15 protein-coding genes and 2 tRNA genes are annotated in these 16,402 nt (G+C 63.4%); 6 read left to right on the plus strand and 11 right to left on the minus strand.

Annotated elements, in window-relative coordinates; all coding sequences use genetic code 11:
* Nucleotides 1-30: 30 nt before the first annotated feature.
* The 3 genes from B4V06_RS05505 to B4V06_RS05515 form a co-directional block, all read right to left on the minus strand.
* Entirely contained in the window at nucleotides 31-378 is a 348-nt protein-coding gene (locus tag B4V06_RS05505) for a hypothetical protein (protein WP_123114951.1), read from the minus strand.
* A 61-nt stretch (nucleotides 379-439) separates the two neighbouring features.
* The gene (locus B4V06_RS05510) at nucleotides 440-1,351 is read right to left on the minus strand and encodes an NAD-dependent epimerase/dehydratase family protein (RefSeq protein ID WP_123114506.1); all 912 of its coding nucleotides are present in this window, start codon (nucleotides 1,349-1,351) and stop codon (nucleotides 440-442) included.
* Nucleotides 1,352-1,543: 192 nt separating this feature from the next.
* A complete protein-coding gene (locus tag B4V06_RS05515; RefSeq protein WP_123114507.1) occupies nucleotides 1,544-1,819 on the minus strand; it encodes a hypothetical protein in 276 nt (91 codons plus the stop codon).
* Between the two features lie 138 nt (nucleotides 1,820-1,957).
* Here B4V06_RS05515 and B4V06_RS05520 point away from each other — a divergent pair, with 138 nt between their 5' ends.
* Together B4V06_RS05520 and glmM are read left to right on the plus strand one after the other, a co-directional pair.
* Entirely contained in the window at nucleotides 1,958-2,413 is a 456-nt protein-coding gene (locus B4V06_RS05520) for a GDP-mannose mannosyl hydrolase (RefSeq protein ID WP_123114508.1), read from the plus strand.
* 200 nt (nucleotides 2,414-2,613) lie between these two features.
* Nucleotides 2,614-3,936, plus strand: a complete 1,323-nt coding sequence (gene glmM / locus B4V06_RS05525) for a phosphoglucosamine mutase (protein WP_123114509.1) — start codon at nucleotides 2,614-2,616, stop codon at nucleotides 3,934-3,936.
* Here glmM and B4V06_RS05530 read toward each other — a convergent pair.
* Together B4V06_RS05530 and B4V06_RS05535 are read right to left on the minus strand one after the other, a co-directional pair.
* The gene (locus tag B4V06_RS05530) at nucleotides 3,933-4,385 is read right to left on the minus strand and encodes a toxin-antitoxin system TumE family protein (RefSeq protein WP_498168137.1); all 453 of its coding nucleotides are present in this window, start codon (nucleotides 4,383-4,385) and stop codon (nucleotides 3,933-3,935) included. The two genes, glmM and B4V06_RS05530, sit on opposite strands and share 4 nt — an antisense overlap.
* 15 nt (nucleotides 4,386-4,400) lie before the next feature.
* Nucleotides 4,401-4,958: a DUF7342 family protein gene (locus B4V06_RS05535; protein WP_498168140.1), complete on the minus strand. Its 558-nt coding sequence runs from the start codon at nucleotides 4,956-4,958 to the stop codon at nucleotides 4,401-4,403.
* A 138-nt stretch (nucleotides 4,959-5,096) separates the two neighbouring features.
* On the opposite strand from B4V06_RS05535, the gene glmU reads away from it, so the two are divergent.
* From glmU to glmS, 3 genes are all read left to right on the plus strand, one after another.
* Complete coding sequence (gene glmU / locus B4V06_RS05540) at nucleotides 5,097-6,305, plus strand: bifunctional sugar-1-phosphate nucleotidylyltransferase/acetyltransferase (RefSeq protein WP_498168142.1); 1,209 nt, start codon at nucleotides 5,097-5,099, stop codon at nucleotides 6,303-6,305.
* A gap of 134 nt (nucleotides 6,306-6,439) precedes the next feature.
* Nucleotides 6,440-7,618, plus strand: coding sequence for a sugar phosphate nucleotidyltransferase (locus tag B4V06_RS05545; protein WP_498168145.1), 1,179 nt, complete (start codon nucleotides 6,440-6,442; stop codon nucleotides 7,616-7,618).
* A 2-nt stretch (nucleotides 7,619-7,620) separates the two neighbouring features.
* The gene (gene glmS / locus B4V06_RS05550; protein WP_498168148.1) at nucleotides 7,621-9,480 is read left to right on the plus strand and encodes a glutamine--fructose-6-phosphate transaminase (isomerizing); all 1,860 of its coding nucleotides are present in this window, start codon (nucleotides 7,621-7,623) and stop codon (nucleotides 9,478-9,480) included.
* Nucleotides 9,481-9,533: 53 nt separating this feature from the next.
* Here glmS and B4V06_RS05555 read toward each other — a convergent pair whose 3' ends face one another.
* Entirely contained in the window at nucleotides 9,534-10,355 is an 822-nt protein-coding gene (locus tag B4V06_RS05555) for an SWIM zinc finger family protein (RefSeq protein ID WP_498168150.1), read from the minus strand.
* A 398-nt stretch (nucleotides 10,356-10,753) separates the two neighbouring features.
* Between B4V06_RS05555 and B4V06_RS05560 the strand changes: the two genes are divergently transcribed.
* Nucleotides 10,754-12,451: a sugar-transfer associated ATP-grasp domain-containing protein gene (locus B4V06_RS05560; RefSeq protein ID WP_123114516.1), complete on the plus strand. Its 1,698-nt coding sequence runs from the start codon at nucleotides 10,754-10,756 to the stop codon at nucleotides 12,449-12,451.
* A 445-nt stretch (nucleotides 12,452-12,896) separates the two neighbouring features.
* Here the strand turns inward: B4V06_RS05560 and B4V06_RS05565 are convergent, their stop codons facing one another.
* The 5 genes from B4V06_RS05565 to B4V06_RS05585 form a co-directional block, all read right to left on the minus strand.
* Entirely contained in the window at nucleotides 12,897-13,619 is a 723-nt protein-coding gene (locus B4V06_RS05565) for a homing endonuclease associated repeat-containing protein (protein ID WP_498168152.1), read from the minus strand.
* Between the two features lie 120 nt (nucleotides 13,620-13,739).
* Nucleotides 13,740-15,269 (minus strand): TROVE domain-containing protein, encoded by a 1,530-nt coding sequence (locus B4V06_RS05570; RefSeq protein ID WP_498168154.1) that lies wholly within the window; start codon nucleotides 15,267-15,269, stop codon nucleotides 13,740-13,742.
* 112 nt (nucleotides 15,270-15,381) lie between these two features.
* Nucleotides 15,382-15,457 (minus strand) — tRNA-Arg (locus B4V06_RS05575).
* Between the two features lie 420 nt (nucleotides 15,458-15,877).
* A tRNA-Glu gene (locus tag B4V06_RS05580) sits at nucleotides 15,878-15,953 on the minus strand.
* Between the two features lie 44 nt (nucleotides 15,954-15,997).
* Complete coding sequence (locus B4V06_RS05585; protein WP_498168157.1) at nucleotides 15,998-16,402, minus strand: hypothetical protein; 405 nt, start codon at nucleotides 16,400-16,402, stop codon at nucleotides 15,998-16,000.

Here is a 16,402-nt window from a genome sequence, read left to right on the forward strand (position 1 = left end):
CTCTGCCGTCCGGAGGCTCGGCGCGGGCGCTTAAGCTCCCGGCACGCCGAACGCGCCGATTCCGAGCCCGAAGACGGTGTTGACGACGAAGAGGATGACGAGCGCGGACACCCACGCTCCCGCGCCGATGATGAGGGCCTTGATCCACCCGCCGGGGTACCGCCAGTTGATGACGCCGACCCAGACGACCAACGCGATAAGCGGGCCGACGAGCGGGATCCACGAGGTGAGCGCCCACCCGAGGGCGCCGAGCAGCGCGGTGACGACGGCGTGACTGTAGTCGTCGACGTCCGCGACGAACCGCGCGCTGACGTAGATGGCGAGGCCGCCGACGAGCAGCGCGACGACGAACGCGACGAGCGATCCGATGAGTGGTATTGGCACGTCTGCCCGTTCCGTGCCAGCGGTGTATAGGTACTGACTTCCGAATCGTTCGTTCTTATTGGTACGGCTCGCACACCAGCTTCACGCCCTCCTCGAAGCTGATCTGGGGCTCCCAGCCAGTGGCCTCGTGGAATGTCGAGTAGTCGGCCATCGTGTCGTGGACGTAGCCGTCGAAGGGGCACTCGATGTACTCCGGATCGATGTCGGTGCCGAGCGCGTCGTTGATCATCGCGACCATCTCGTTGAACGTGTACGCCTCCTCGGTGCCGACGTTGTAGACGCCGGTGATCGCGTGGTCGGCGGCGAGCTCGCAGGCGCGGGCGACGTCGGAGACGTGCGTGAAGTCGCGCGTCTGGCTGCCGTCGCCGAACAGCTCGGGCGCCTCGCCGTTCGCGATTTTGTCCGCGAACTGCGCGACCGTGTTCGCGTACTCGCCTTTATGCTCCTCGTTGCCGCCGAAGCCCTGGTACACCGAGAAGAAGCGGAGGCCGGCCACGTTCATCTCGTGGTGGTTGGCGTAGTACTCGGCGTAGCGCTCGCGGGCGAGCTTGGAGGCCTCGTAGGCGGTGTGGGCCTCCACGTCCATGTCGACGGGGGAGGGTTCGGTCCGGCTGCCGTAGATCGACGAAGTGGAGGCGTAGACGACGGTCTCACACCCCTCCTGCCGGGCACGCTCGACGGCGTTGACGAACCCCTCGACGTTGACGCGGCAGCCGCGCTGGGGGTCGGTCTCGTGCATGTTCCGCGAGGAGAGCGCGGCCAGATGGAAGAGCACGTCGACGTCGGCGGGGTAGTCGTCGTCCAGCACCGAGCTTTCGACGAACTCGACGTTGTCGTTGAGGTTCTCGGGCGTGCCGAGGTAGCAGTCGTCGACGGCGATCACGTCGTTGTCGGCCGCGAGGCGGTTGGCGAGGTTCGAGCCGATGAAGCCCGCGCCGCCCGTGACGAGGACGCGTTTGTCTTGCATAGGTTTGTGTCGTCAGGGCGGGAGGATTATGGCTTCGGTTCGCTGTCGCCGATAGGTCCTCTCATCCGGCGGTCACCAGCGATCACTCTCCGGAAGAGAGCGTGCTCGGCACGAGTCGCGAAACGATACCGTCAAAATCGTCGTCGAAACTCAACACGGAGTCGATATCGTGGTGTTCGATGTGGGCCACGGTCATCCGTATAGTACGTCGTCGATATCCTCTTCGTCCGTCTCCACGCCGGACGCGATCGTCCCCTCGTTGAACGTTCGAATCTCCGTCTCCCTCAGACTCGTCTTCCCGTCGCGAAACGAGTCGACGAATTTCGTTCGGGACTCGACGGCTGATTCGATCAGCTGCGTGAGGATATCCTGTTGTGTGACCTTCTTCCCGGTCTTCAGCCTGATCTCTGCCTGAAGCTCCTCAAGTTTGGATTTCGCCGCTTCGTCTATTTTTACCGCCGTTGACATACGAGTTAGTAGTGTCGACAACGTAGTTAATGTTTACACTGAGAAGTGTAGCGATCGTATTGAGGCTACTGCGAGTCGTTGTTCCTCACTCGATCCCGCTTGCCACAACACTATCCCGTTGTTCGCTCTCGATCGACCATGGACGACCACTGGATTCCGGACGACGAGTGGCGAACGATCGTCGCCAACGTTCCGATCGTCTCCGTCGACTTGGTGATCAGGCGTGACGGCGGCGTCCTGCTCGGTCGACGGACGAACGAGCCCGCGAAGGGGTACTGGTTCGTGCCAGGTGGGCGCGTCCTGAAAGGGGAAACGCGTCGCGAAGCGGTCCATCGGGTCGCCGACGACGAGTTGGACATCGCCGTCGAGATCGTCGAATCGCTCGGCGCGTTCGAGCATCGGTACGAGAGTTCCGATGTCGCGGGCGTCGACTCGAAGCACTATCTCGCGAACGGGTACGTGGTCGACGTGGTCGATGGACAACTTGATCCGGACGACCAACACGACGAGTTCCGGGTGTTCCGATCGGCGCCGGAGCCGTGTCATGAGTACGTCCGCGCGTACGTCGACGCCGCCTCGACGGTGAATTGGTAGCGTTGAGTCGGCTGCCACACGCCGACTGCACGCGCGCTTCACGCGAGAACCAGATCGAATCCACGGAAGTTCGCACTCGCCGTTGACCGTGGGTTGGACGGGATGGTACGGGAGGACGGTTAGGGGCGGGGACACCATCTCGCGTCTACTGTCTCGGCTGCGACCCGAAACGTCTTTTCGACCGACAGAGAAGCGGCGGTATGTTCGGAACCAGCGGCGTACGCGGCCGCGTCGGCGAGGAGGTCACGGCCGATCTGGCGCTTGATATCGGCCGTGCCCTCGCGACGGACGGCGCCGAGACGGTCGTTCTCGGCCGTGACGCGCGGGACAGCGGCCGGACGCTGAGCCGCGCTCTCTCGGCCGGCGTCACGGAATGCGGCGCAGACGTGATCGACGTGGGCGTCCAGCCGACGCCGACCGTCGCCAGAAGCGTCGTCCGCGAAGGTGCTGACGCCGGCGTCGTCGTCACCGCCTCGCATAATCCGGCGCCCGACAACGGGATCAAGCTCTGGGCGGCCGACGGGCGGGCGTTCGGTGACGAGGCGAACGCACGGATCGCCGAGATCGTTCGCGAGGAGACGTTCGAGCTTGCGGCGTGGGACGCACTCGGCGAGCACCGCCAGCTGGAGGGCGCCCGCAGCCATCACGAACAAGCGCTCCGCGAGTCGGTCGCGATCCCGGCCGATCTCTCCGTCGTCGTCGACCTCGGGAACGGCGTCGCGCGCGTTACCGCGGACGCGCTTCACGCGGCCGGCTGCGACGTGGAGACGCTCAACGCCCAGCGGGACGGCCGGTTCCCGGGGCGGCCGAGTGAGCCGACCGCCGCGAACTGCGAAACCGCCTGCGAGGTCGTCGACGCGACCGGTGCAGATCTCGGGGTCGTCCACGACGGTGACGCCGACCGGCTGATGGCGATCGACGAGCGCGGGCGGTTCGTCGCCGGCGACGCGCTGCTGGCGCTGTTCGCCCGACGTGAGGCCGAGACGGGCGACCGCGTTGCGGTCCCGGTCGACACCAGCCTCCTCGTCGCGGATGCGCTCGCCGAGGTCGGCGCCGACGTGACGTACACGCCCGTCGGCGACGCGTACGTCGCCGCCGAAACGACGACGCCGGATGTGGTGTTCGGCGGCGAGCCGAGCGGTGCATGGATCTGGCCCACGCAGATCCGCTGTCCAGATGGCCCGCTCGCGGCCTGCACGCTGGCCGCGCTGGTCGGCGCCGAGGGCTCGCTGGCCGCCATGGTCGACGACCTCCCCGAGTACCCGATCCGCCGGGAGTCCGTGCAGACGGACGCGAAATCGGCGATCATCGAGCGTGTCGCCGACCTCGCGACGGCCGAGTACGACGACGTGTCGACGCTCGACGGGATCCGGGTGGAGACGGACGCCGGCTGGTTCCTCGTGCGCGCGAGCGGGACCGAGTCGCTGGTGCGGATCACTGCTGAGGCGCGCGACGAACGCGACGCCGAGGAGCTGTTCGAGACGGCGCGGGAGCTTATCGAGCGTGCGAGCGAGACCGTCTAACCAGAACGACTCGACTCGTCATGGAGGCGTTCGACGCGCTCGGTGACCCAGTCGAGAACGGCGAACAGCATCTCGAGGTGATGGTCGTCGAGCGGTGACGGATCGACGCCGCTCGCGTCCGGCGGCGGATGGAAATGACTCCGCGAAGCGTCCGTCTTCGGATGCCGATCCCATCGACACTGGAAGGGTGACCCTCCGCGTTTCTCGACGTAGTGAATATAGCAGTCGCCGGTCACGAACCAGTGGACGTCGATCCGTGCGGTGTCGACCGCGTCGGGATATGGGGTTGACTCCAGCGAGATCACGAGCGAACGCGGAGAGAGGCGATCCGGCGCGAACCGCCACGAGTCGACCAGCGGGTGTGTCTCCGCTCGCCGTCCGAGCGTCTGTATCGTCGTCCGATCGAGCCGGCCACCCTCTGCCACATCAGTAGGATCGTCGTCCGACATGGGTCTCTGTCCGCGTCAGGCCGACGCCCCGAGGTCGCCACTGTCGCGCCGTTGCGCGTCGGCTCGCGAGAGCGCCCGTTGCAGCAGCTCGATGTCACGTCGGACCGTGCGCCACCGTGACAGCGACTCAAGCCGATCATGGACCGCCGCGTGGTCGCCGTCTTCGATCCGAGCGACTGAGACGCCGTTGGGGGCGGGCACACCGAAGGACTGCTGGAGATCCGTATCCTCCTCGAGCAGGTCATCCAAGCGCTCACGAAGCTCGGCCGGCGTATGTTCGCCGGCCAGCGTTTCGACGCGCTTCCATCGGAAGTACGACTCGTTGCGTCGGTACTCCGCGGGACGACTCCCGCGCTGATCAACGATTCCCATCTCGGACAGTTGGGTGAGCGCGTCTCGTGCGCCGTCGGGAGAGCAGTCCGCACGCTCGGCGATGGCGCTGGCCGACGCGTAATCGGTGATGCCGGTGATCACGTCGTACACTCGCTGAAACGTGGTTCGTTCGCTCTTCCACCGATGCCGCGCCTCCGAGGGACTGCCCGACGACGAGCTCCTAGTATTGTCGTCAGACATGTGATCTGATAGCGGTGTGGTGGATATATATCTTTGGTACACGAAATATATCTACACACGCATTCGTTCTCGTATTCGGGACTGGCGCTCGAACACCGATCACAGCGGCTAAACCACAGCCTCTCGTCGACTCTGGATATGTACGGAGTCGTGCTCGCGGCCGGCCGCGGGACCCGGATGCGACCGCTGACGGATCGTCGTCCGAAACCGCTCCTCCCGGTCGGGGATCGCTCGCTGCTCGAACGCGTGTTCGACACCGCGATCGACGTGGTCGACGAGTTCGTCGTCGTCACCGGCTACCGCGGCGACGCGATCCGCGAGACGATCGGTGAGTCGTACCGAGGCTATCCGGTCCACTACGTCGAGCAGTCGGAGGCGTTGGGGACGGCTCACGCCGTCGCGCAGGTCGAATCCGTCGTCGACGATGACTTTCTCGTGCTCAACGGCGACGTGGTCGTCGACGCCTCGCTGCCGCGGGCGCTCGCCGACGCGGAGGGGACGGCCGTCGCGGCCACCAACGTCGCGGATCCGCGGGCGTACGGCGTGCTCTCGACGAGCGACGATGGCTCGCTTGCGGGGATCGTCGAGAAGCCCGACGATCCGCCGACCACCCTCGCGAACGTCGGCTGCTACGCGTTCGGGCCTGCGGTGTTCGAGTACATCGATCGGACGCCCGAGAGCGAGCGCGGCGAGTACGAGATCACGACGACGATCGAGCTATTGCTCGACGACGGTCACCGGATCGACGTGGCGCCCTACGAGGGGACGTGGCTCGACGTCGGGCGGCCGTGGGAGCTGTTGGAAGCGAACGAACTGGCGCTCGGGGAGCTGGACGACGGTGTCGAGAACGCCGGCACCGTCGAAGACGGCGTCCAGCTGCACGGTCCGGTTGTCATCGAAGCGGGCGCAAAATTACAATCCGGCGCGTACGTCGAAGGGCCGGCGCTGATCCGATCGGGCGCCGAGGTGGGGCCAAACGCATACCTTCGGGGCGCCACGGTTGTCGGGCCGAACGCACACGTCGGGCACAGTGTTGAGATCAAAAACAGCGTGCTCATGGCCGACGCGTCGGTGGGCCATCTCTCGTATGTTGGTGACTCCGTGCTCGGACGTGGCGTGAACGTCGGCGCGGGCACGAACGTGGCGAACCTGCGGCACGATGACGCAAATGTCCGGCTGACGGTGAAAGGCGACCGTGTGGATACCGGCCGGCGAAAGCTCGGTGCGATCGTCGGCGACGGTGCGAAGACCGGGATCAACACGTCGCTGAACGCCGGCGTCAAACTGGGTGCGGGTGAGACGACCGCTCCCGGCGAGGCGCTGACGCGCGATCGGCTCTCGGAATGACATCCACTCCGCGCTGAAGCGCGAGGGCGTCTCTTCGATTCTCCGCAAATTGCATGCGAATCGCCATCACATACCGCGATCTGACTTCTCGCCGGGCACGAGCGTTTTAACAGTCAGGCGGCTGATGGCAGGGTATGAGCGAAGACCCCGTGACTGCGGTGATCCTCGCAGCCGGTGAGGGGCGCCGGCTCCAGCCGCTGACGAACCGGCGGCCCAAGCCGATGATCCCCGTCGCGAACCGGCCGTTGCTCGAACACGTCGTCGAGGCGGTCGCCGCGGCCGGCATCGAGCGGATCGTCCTCGTCGTCGGCTACCGTCAAGAACGCATCCGGAATCACTTCGGCGACGGCGACGACTGGGGCGTGACGATCGAGTACGTCGAACAGTCAACCCAGCTCGGCACCGGTCACGCCGTGTTACACGCTGAATCGGCGATTGATGACGATTTTCTCGTGCTCAACGGCGATCGGATCGTCGACCCGTCGCTCGTCTCGCGGGTCTGTGACCGCGTCCGTGACGGCGCGGCGCCGGCGATGGCGGTCACGACCGTCGAGCATCCGCGCGAGTACGGCGTCGTGACCAGCGACGGCGACGGCCGGGTGACCCATATTGAGGAGAAACCCGAGGGCCCGGTCGACACCAACCGGATCAACGCCGGCGTCTACGGCTTCTCGCCGGGAATCTTCGCGGCGATTCGGGAGACACACGTGACCGGTGAGCTGACGCTGACGGCGACGCTGAACGAAATTGCTACCGACCGCGGCGTGACAGCGGTGCCGTACGACGGCCGGTGGCTCGACGTCTCGAACCTCTGGGATCTGCTGACGGTTAATGCAGGTCTGATCGACGAGAAGGACGGATCGCAACGCGGCGACCCGGCGCTCGGCGATTCGGTGAGCACCGCCGCCGACGTGGCGCTCGCGGGCAACATCCGGGTGGGCGCAAACGTCACGATCGGTGGGAGTACGGCAATCGGGAGCAACGCGACGATCGAGGCGAACGCGGTCATCGAGAACGCGGTGATCTTCCCCGATGCCGTCATCGGTGCGGGGGCGGTCGTCCGCGACGCCGTCGTCGCCGGCAACGCCCGCATCGGGCCAAACGCGACGATCGCCGGCGGCGCCGCGGAGATGGTTGTCGGCGACGCGGTCCACCGCGATATCGAACTCAGCGGCGTGGTCGGTGACAACGCGTCGATCGGTGGAGGGGCGACGCTCACCGAGGGCGCGGTCGTCGGTGACGGTGTGCAGGCCGACGCGGGCGTCGTAATCGACGGCCGGATCACAGCGGATGCTGTCGTCCGGAGGGGGTAACCATGTGTGGCATTATCGGGTATGTCGGTGCTGGCGTCGCTGCGGGTGAGGACGAGACGGCCGGCGACGGTGGTCGCGCTGACAGTGTCGGCGACATCGTGCATCGCGGACTCAAGAATCTCGAATATCGCGGGTACGATTCTGCGGGCGTCGCGCTCGTGGGTGACTCCAGCGGGCTCACCGTCGCGAAACGCTCCGGCGAGGTCGACGGGCTAACAGTGCCCGAGGTGCCCGACGCAACCCACGGCGTCGGCCACACCCGCTGGAGCACGCACGGGCCGCCGACAGACGCGAACGCGCACCCGCACACCGACTGTGTGGGCGACGTCGCCGTCGTCCACAACGGGATCGTCGAGAACCACGAGACGCTCAAAGCGGAGCTGGCGGACCACGAGTTCACCAGCGATACCGACACGGAGGTGATCCCGCATCTCATCGAAGAGGCGCTGGCCGCTGACCCCGACGCCGATCTGTTGGCCGCGGTCCAGCGCGTCGAGGACCGGTTGGAGGGGAGCTACGCGATCTGTGCCGTGCGGGAAGATGACGACCGGATCGTCGTCGCGCGTCGCGGGAGCCCCCTGGTGTTGGGCCGGGGCGAGGACGCGGCGTTCGTCGCCAGCGACGTGACCGCGTTCCTCGATCACACCCGGGACGTGACGTATCTCGAAGACGGCGACGTGGCGGCGCTCTCAGCCGACGGCGTCGACATCTACGCCAGTGGGGAGCCGGTCGACCGTGAGATCGAGACGGTGACGTGGGAGGCCGACGCCGCGGAAAAGGGCGGCTACGACCACTACATGCGTAAGGAGATCCACGAGCAGCCCTCCGCGCTCCGCCAGACGCTCACCGGGCGGCTCGATGTTGACGCCGGTGACGTGGATCTCGACGTCTCGTTCCCGCCGGGCTTTCTCGCCGATCTGGAGGAGATTCGGGTCGTCGCCTGTGGGACCTCATACTATGCGGGCCGGTACGCCGCCCAGCTGTTCGAGGAGCTCGCGGGGGTGCGTGCGACCGTCGAGATCGCCAGCGAGTACGAGTTCGGTGCGGGCCGGACGCCCGACCGGACGCTCATCGTGGCGGTCACCCAAAGCGGGGAGACCGCGGACACGCTCGGCGCGGTCCGGCGCGCGAACGCCGCGGGGGCGCGGACCTTCGCCGTGACGAACACCTTGGGGAGTACGGTGACACGCGAAGTGGATGGCACCGCGTTCATCCGAGCCGGCCCCGAAATTGGTGTGGCCGCGACGAAGACGTTCGCCTCGCAGGTGGCGACGCTCGCGATGCTCGCGGTGGCCGTCGGGCGTGACCGTGGCGCGCTCGGGGCCGCGGACGCGCGCTCCGTGTTAGAGGATCTGCAGGGGTTACCCGGCGCGGTCCAGCAGGTGCTTGACGAGGAGGCGCAGGTGCGGGAGGCGGCTCGCGAGTACCAGGACAGCGAGGCGTTCTTCTTCGTCGGGCGGGCGCTCGGCGTCCCTGTCGCGTTGGAGGGCGCCCTCAAGCTCAAAGAGATCTCGTATGACCACGCCGAGGGGTTCGCTGCGGGCGAGCTCAAGCACGGGCCGCTGGCGCTGGTGACACCCGACACGCCCGTGCTGGCGGTGTTGACACAGGGTGCACGCGCCGCCGAGACGATGAACAACGTCACCGAAGCGCAGACCCGTGGGGCGCCCGCGCTGGGCTGTGTCTCGGAAGGCGACGAGTACGACACGCTCGATGTGTCATTCGACGTGCCCGACGTCGGGATCGTTGAGCCGTTGGTGGCGAACGTGTATCTTCAGTTGTTCGCGTACCACGTTGCCAACGAGAAGGGTCGGCCGATCGACAAGCCGCGAAATCTGGCGAAGAGTGTGACGGTTGAGTAGGAAATGCGGCCGGATGCGGACTGGCACCGACTGTGTTGCCCTGTCGAGCCCACTCAGCCGTCAGATCTCTCCGCCTGTTTTTCTCGAAGTTCGGTCGCCGCACGCTCGAACTGATCAGCGAGAAACGGCGTTCCCGACTCCACTCGTTCCTCGAGGAAGGCGACGGCGTCTGTGGCTCCGTCGGTCTCGCGGTCTACAGTTGTGGCACAGTCGACGTAGCCGTCGAGCGCTCGTGTGAACGCTTGTGAGAAGTGATCGTACGCGCCGTCGACGCGCTCCATGTTGTCGTCGAGTGCCTCGACGAGCGCCCGATAGACTGCGGCTGCCGGCGCGTCTCGGCCCTGCTCGCGGTACTCGGTCGCGAGATTGAACCACTCCGAGAAGTCGATCGGCTCGAAGACGACGTAGTACTCCGGGTTCGTCTCCTCGAACTGCCGGTCGATGGCGGCGCGTAGCTCATCGACCGAGCGTGTCGAGGATTCGCCGAACCGGGCAAACAACTGCTCGCGGAGGGCGGCGTCGGTCGCTAGCGTCTCACGGAGGAACGCTCGCAAATCGTCCGCGTCGGCGGCGTCAAGCGCGGCGTCGAGTCGGTCGCCCTCGTCGGTCGGAACCTCGTCGACACACCGAAGCAGCACGGCAACGACGTGCTTGCACGCTCCCGGTCCGTCGTAGGGGCACTCACACCACGGATCGAACCTATCGGCCGCGAGATCGACGCGAACGTTGTACTGACGGCTCCCGCTCACGACGACGGTTACGGTGGCGTCGACGCGGTGGATCTCGCGGATGCGGTTCTCTGCGAGGTAGGTCTCGCCGCGCTCGAAGACCGCGTCCGTGCAGATGTCTTGGACCGCGTCTTCGGTCACGTCCATGTGTGCGGACAGTGTTCCCTCACTACAGCGAAAAACTTGCGCTTAGTCAATTCGTTTGCTGACGACTTCGACACGACCCAGAGAATTACCTCGACAAGATAATATTATGGGCTTATGACGGACCGCTAATTAGTCATCTCACGGCAGTCCACGGGCCACGATTCGGCTCGGTACACCGTCCGCCGGCTGACAATTGTGAAGGTTGCAGTTCCGGTTACTCGAGAGAGATTATGCTTCTCTGACCTCTGTATACAAAAGGCTAATTTAAGTACTCAAATCGCATTACGACAGTAGATAATGTCTATTCAGTGCTATCAAACAGATCGATGTCTGAGCGTTCTCTCCTCGGGCGGTGGGGCAATTAACCATCTCATACTCTGGAATTCACGAGGGAACTCATGGATCTGAATGTTAAACAGCACCTCCCCAGTGTGGTGCTTCTGTTCGGCTTAATGGTTGTTGCTGTGTTCCTACGGAGCAACTCTGCGCTGTTCGTTCCGGTAGCCGAAGATCTCGACTTTGCCTTCCGGTTGATGATCGCTGGGACAGTTATCGCCGTCTTCCGGAACGAAATTGGAATGAGCACCTTTGGTGTATTCGGTCCCGTTATTCTGGCCTTTTCGTGGGTCGTTGTTGGGCCATTCTGGGGCTTTCTCGTTATCGCGTACATCTTCGTTCTCACGGCACTCGCCCGTGTTGCGATTAGTGATTTGAACCTCGGAACACCTCACCGGGTGGCGTCACTCCTTGTCGTCGCAGCTATTGGCTTATTTGTTATCGAAGCCGCTGGGCAACTCCAAGATATCCCGTCGCTTCAAGCGGTTATTCTCTTCCCAGTCGTGTTGACGACGTGGTACGCCGAGCGCTTTGTCGGGAGCCTCACCGAAACTGGGTGGGTGCCCGCGACGCGGCGCCTCGCTGCTACCCTTATTGGAATCGCTGCGGCGTTCGTGATTATCACCTTCGAACCCCTCGTCACACTCGTCATCCACTCGCCGGAGCTTTGGGTCGCACTCGTCGCCATCAATATTGCTCTCGGGACGCTCACTGACGTCCGGCTTGGCGAATATCTCCGATTCAGAGAGTTACGACGCTCTCTCGGAAAAGACAACACTGGTGATGTCCTCACGATGCGAGTCAGGAATCGGGAGTTCATCAACAAATACAATCCCGCGCCGATTATGGCGCAGTTCAATAAAGGCGAGATGAAAAAGACCCTTCACGGGCTCTCGATCCCCACAACGGCTACGTATCTTATCGCTGAAGACGAATCCGATTTTGATGAGTTACGGACCCTTATCGAGACGCAACCGACCTTCGCTATCAAGCCGATCGACGGGTATGGTGGCCGCGACATACTCGTCGTTCGTGGTCGAGACGAAGCGACCAACGAGTTCCTCACGAATCGTGGGCGGCTGACGGCTGAGGAGATTGTGGCTCACACTCGGAAGATCTGCGTTGGTGGTGTCGGTGACTACGGTGCTCGGAGGGTGGCGCTTGTCGAGGGTTTCATCACACCCGATGGCCTGCTTGCAGACCGAACGACGGGTGGAGTGCCCGACCTTCGAGTCATCACCCTCCAGGGGTTCCCTGTGATGTCGATGGTCCGACTTCCTACCAACGAATCAAACGGGACCGCCAACATCCATACCGGTGCTGTCGCCGTCGCTATCGATATTCTCACTGGCGAAGCGTCCGGTGGCTACCAGCAGACTCGCGATGCGTTCATCCAGTCTCATCCTGATACGGGGGCCGACCTCGAGTTCGCCATTCCGGAGTGGGAAGCGGTGCTTGCGATGGCCTCTCGCGCTGCGATCTCCAGCGGGCTTGGATTCGCTGGTGTTGATATTGTCTTTGATGAGGCCAACGGGCCGATGGTGCTCGAAGTGAACCGGCGTCCTGGCCTGGGCATCCAAAACGCGAATATGGACGGCTTGCTTCGTCGTCTTCGCTATGTCGAAGAACACGGCGATCACGGCCAATTCCAATCTGCACCCGATCGCGTCCGGCGCGCTCAAGAATGGGCGAAACAGGATTGGGAGACGTTCACACAAACCTCGGCAGAAAGCGAAATCCGTTCCGAGGTGAAGGCCTAATGTCATCTACAGATAGTGGCGACAGAATCTGGCCATACACGCGCTTGACGGCCGCGTTAATGTTCAGTATCCTCTTGTTCGTCCCCATTATCCTCGCGGGATTACCTAGTGTCAGCAAAAATGCGATCACCGGATTGTTGACGCGTGAAGAGGTTCTCCTGATTTTCTTTATCGCGACTCCGATTGTATTTAGTGCCTTCGCCGCGTATCGTGTTGGGCAATTTTATGGGATTCTTGGAGATTCTCGGTCTAAGTAGAGGTAACAAACGCCTGGCAGTGGGCGATCAGTATTGAACTCGCGGTCCCGTAGCGAGAAAGCTATGAAGTCATTTGTCGACTCTCTCCAGCAAGACGCATTTAGCTACTGTCGACACACTAGCTAGACCGTTTTCGAAGGCGATTTCAGCGTTTCCGGCCAGCCACCTCGTGCGTTGTCGCGTTGGGATCACTCGTCGAACGCGGCGTCTTTGGCGTCTGACCAGGATCCGAATCTGCGTTGATACGTTGCGAGGCTGTACTCGCCCCGCTCACGCACATCATCGGCGACTGGTTCTGTACCGAGCGCATCGCGCAACCGACGAAGCTCCGTGAGCAGGTCCGCGTCGCTCACTCTGCCGGACTCGCGGGGTTCGAGGCCGGCAGCGTCAAGCGCGTCGGTCCACGAGCCAAATCGATCGACATACGTCCGTGGACTGTACGCGCCGTCAGTCTCCATCTCGTGGAACGTTGGGGTCGCACCTTTGGCGGTGGCCATCCGGTCCAGCTCTCCCACGAGGTCGGCTTCGGAAATCTGTGCAGCCGTCCGGGCGTCTGCGGGCTCAAAGCCGGCTTCGGCGAGGGCGTTCGCCCACGATCCAAACCGCCGACGATATGTCGACACCCAGTACTGGCCCTCATCGTTCATGAGCTCGGCTGTCGGGCGTTGGTCATGCTCATCGGCGAGCCGCCGCAGTTCGGCGAGCAACTCCTCCGTTGGGATTTCGGTCTCAGCGGCATGCGGCTCGAAGCCGGCGCGGGCGACAGCATCCTGCCACGAGTCGAACCGGCGCGTGATCGTCGTTGCGGCGTACTCGCCGTGGTCACGGTAATCCTGCATGGAGGGCGCTCGCTCGACGAGCGCTGCGACGGCACGGATATCCTCAAGCAACTCCTCGTCGCTGTAGGGCATATCCGAGGCGAGTACAATTCTGAACGGCTTAGTTGATTCGTCTGATCGACTCAAGATCCGAGACACCAGCGAGTCTGTCTCTGATCTCTCCCCCGCTACTCGTCGTGGGCCACTGGACAGTTACGAGGGCTCGAACGTCTCGATCTCATCGATGACCTGTGTCGGATTCTCGGCGTGTTCGATGAACGAGAGGACGTTCTCAGACCACCCCGAGATGTTGTAGACGTTCTCGTAGCCTTCCGGGGTCACGAGGTCGCCATAGGCCGCGAGATCGACGAGATACAGCGCGGTATCCGCAGCCACCTCGTCTCGATACGCATCGAATGCGTCCTTGACTGTTTGGGTATCGCGCGCTGTGAACGGCGTGCTGTCCCAGAGCTGCATATCGGTAAACACGACGATCCGTTCAACAGTATCACCGCTGTCGTGGAGGTGCTTGATCGCTTTCCAACCGTTTGTCGAGTTCCCGACGTCATCGTCGATGGCCAACACCGCCGCTTGACGCTGTAGTACTGGTTCGTCAACGTGCATCGGAACGGTCTGGAAGTCGTCGCCGAACCCGCCGACCTCGGCACCTTGGTCGGCTAGGATCGCACCGAACAACGCACCGACCTCCTTCAATCGGAGCGTGCTGTTTGCGGACAGTGGATGATCCATCGATCCCGACAGGTCGACCGCGACGAAGGTATCGCCGAATCCGTTGGGCACCGTCTCGACTGCGACATCAATTGCCTCTTCGAGCCACTGCTCGACCGTCGGTGCCTGTACATCCGCGTCTTGCAGCGCGGTGTAGGCCTGGTAGTACCGGAACGGGTACAGCGGCGCGTGCCGGACGGCCTCCAGGTCGAGGTGGTTCACGACGATGTCCTCCGGAACGCCGGCTTCGAGCATGTTCCGAAGGTTTCGGATCGATGCGAAAATGGGTAGCGTGTACTCGTCGTCCTCGATGAGCAGTTCCCAGGCGTCTCGGGTGTTGCCACGTTCAGAAATGACCGTCTCCCACGTGTTCGGCGCTGGCAACGAGTCGACGTCGGGATAGTCGTCGAGGTCGCCGTACATGAACCGCTCGAAGAGCGTTTCCTGTTCGCCGTCGACGGGCGTGGGATGAACGCGGTTGAAGACGTCGTACAGCGTCACCTCACGCCGCGATAGGTCGTACTTGCTCAGCGTGTAGGCGTCAGCCATCTCAACGAGCGCGTCCTCGACCCCGCGTCGAAGCGGCCACGGCGCAGTTCCGCCGAACAGCTGATCGTGGACAGCCAGCGCAGTCGCTGTTTCGTCCATCCGCTGGATGATCGCCGGTGCCCACTCGCGGATGACCGACTCATCGGATTCATCTTTGAACCGGTCGTCGTTGGCTGCCAGCACGAGCAACACTTGCGGAATGTCCCGTAAGTAGAGCTCTTGCCGCGCGTAGGCCGCGAGCTTCAGGACAAACTCCGGGTCGTCGTCTGCGGCGGCGTCGAACCGGTGAACGACAGCAGCCAACTGCTCGTCATCGGACTCATAGAACGACCCTTCCAGCAGCTGATTAATCGTGCGCTTGTACAATGCCAGTCGAGGGTCGGTAGGCTCGAACGCTTCCCCACCTTCGTAGTTGGTGGTCCGCGTTGCCTCCGCGACCGTTTGCTTCGGCGTGTTGAATTTCATACTCTCACCCGGAGCCGCAACAGGCGACTCCGATCGCGGCTGCTCGCAGATTTGTGAGCAGCGAGTATCACGGGGAAACTCCCCGATCCCAGCCTCGCGTCGCTCGGCTGGAGGGTCCCGGCACGATTCGAACGTGCGACACCCAGCTTCGAAGGCCGGTGCTCTGTCCTGACTGAGCTACGGGAACACAAGTGGCCGGACAATTCCTGGAGCGACAGACGGGATTCGACCCCGTAGCGTGCTATCGACGTATCGCTCCAGATCGACGGCCACTGGCGACACGGCGACCGGAAAACCGTCGGAGCGGGACCGGTGTCGAGCGTCCTCTCGTACGCTCTTTGTCCGGGATGTTCTCGATGGACTGCGCCACCGACAGGATTTGAACCTGCGAGTTCCTGGCGAAGCACCGCTCCGACTCGACGGTCGCCACGTGCGGTCGGGAAACCGGTGGTGCGACGGGCTATGACTCCCGTTGGTTTGCTTTGCGGGCGAAGGAACGCACCACCTTGACGACCACACGCAGGAGAGCCGACTGTGACAGCGCCACGGACCCGTGGCTGCCCGCTATATCAGACACGGGAAAACGCTGTCAGAGCCAGCCCCCCGAGTGCTCCCGAGGGGAATCGAACCCCTGGCCTCCAGTTTGAAAAACTGGCGTCTCTCGCCAACGGAGACTCCGGGAGCGCGGTAGGGACGAAATCAAGTGCTGAGTTGTAGGCACGCACGGGTCAACGCAGCCGTTCGAAGCCCTCGAGTTGCCCGTGCGTGAACGTCACTTGATACGTGACGAGTGTATCGAGATCCTCGAAGGAGTGTGTGAGCTCGAAACGGCCGTGGTAGTCGTCTCGTTCGATCCACCCGTCGTGGACTCGATTCAGACTGCCGGCCATGTAGAGGAGATTTTCCTCGTCGACGTCGTCTCGGCTCGCGTATAGTCGATCTTCCGGCGGGACCGCTTCGGTGTGCCACTCCTCTTCAAGGAGCCGACCGTCCGCCGTAATCCGAAATGTGGTCATAGTCGGTCGATCGATGCCTTTCGTCTGCCAGTCGACGTCCTCGGCAGGAGTAATCCCTTCGGGATACTCCGGTAGGTGGACGTCGTCGTAGAGTTCGACTGTATCGAATACGCTCAT

The organism is Halorubrum sp. B53 (genome assembly GCF_059752395.1).

Bases quoted from the DNA above. Each gene is read 5' to 3' on its own strand.
- B4V06_RS05555 (WP_498168150.1), bottom strand. From the start codon at position 10,355: ATGGACGTGACCGAAGACGCGGTCCAAGACATCTGCACGGACGCGGTC.
- glmS (WP_498168148.1), top strand. From the start codon at position 7,621: ATGTGTGGCATTATCGGGTATGTCGGTGCTGGCGTCGCTGCGGGTGAG.
- B4V06_RS05560 (WP_123114516.1), top strand. From the start codon at position 10,754: ATGGATCTGAATGTTAAACAGCACCTCCCCAGTGTGGTGCTTCTGTTC.
- B4V06_RS05530 (WP_498168137.1), bottom strand. From the start codon at position 4,385: ATGTCGGACGACGATCCTACTGATGTGGCAGAGGGTGGCCGGCTCGAT.
- glmM (WP_123114509.1), top strand. From the start codon at position 2,614: ATGTTCGGAACCAGCGGCGTACGCGGCCGCGTCGGCGAGGAGGTCACG.
- B4V06_RS05565 (WP_498168152.1), bottom strand. From the start codon at position 13,619: ATGCCCTACAGCGACGAGGAGTTGCTTGAGGATATCCGTGCCGTCGCA.
- B4V06_RS05570 (WP_498168154.1), bottom strand. From the start codon at position 15,269: ATGAAATTCAACACGCCGAAGCAAACGGTCGCGGAGGCAACGCGGACC.
- B4V06_RS05535 (WP_498168140.1), bottom strand. From the start codon at position 4,958: ATGTCTGACGACAATACTAGGAGCTCGTCGTCGGGCAGTCCCTCGGAG.
- B4V06_RS05510 (WP_123114506.1), bottom strand. From the start codon at position 1,351: ATGCAAGACAAACGCGTCCTCGTCACGGGCGGCGCGGGCTTCATCGGC.
- B4V06_RS05520 (WP_123114508.1), top strand. From the start codon at position 1,958: ATGGACGACCACTGGATTCCGGACGACGAGTGGCGAACGATCGTCGCC.
- B4V06_RS05585 (WP_498168157.1), bottom strand. From the start codon at position 16,402: ATGAGCGTATTCGATACAGTCGAACTCTACGACGACGTCCACCTACCG.
- B4V06_RS05545 (WP_498168145.1), top strand. From the start codon at position 6,440: ATGAGCGAAGACCCCGTGACTGCGGTGATCCTCGCAGCCGGTGAGGGG.
- B4V06_RS05515 (WP_123114507.1), bottom strand. From the start codon at position 1,819: ATGTCAACGGCGGTAAAAATAGACGAAGCGGCGAAATCCAAACTTGAG.
- glmU (WP_498168142.1), top strand. From the start codon at position 5,097: ATGTACGGAGTCGTGCTCGCGGCCGGCCGCGGGACCCGGATGCGACCG.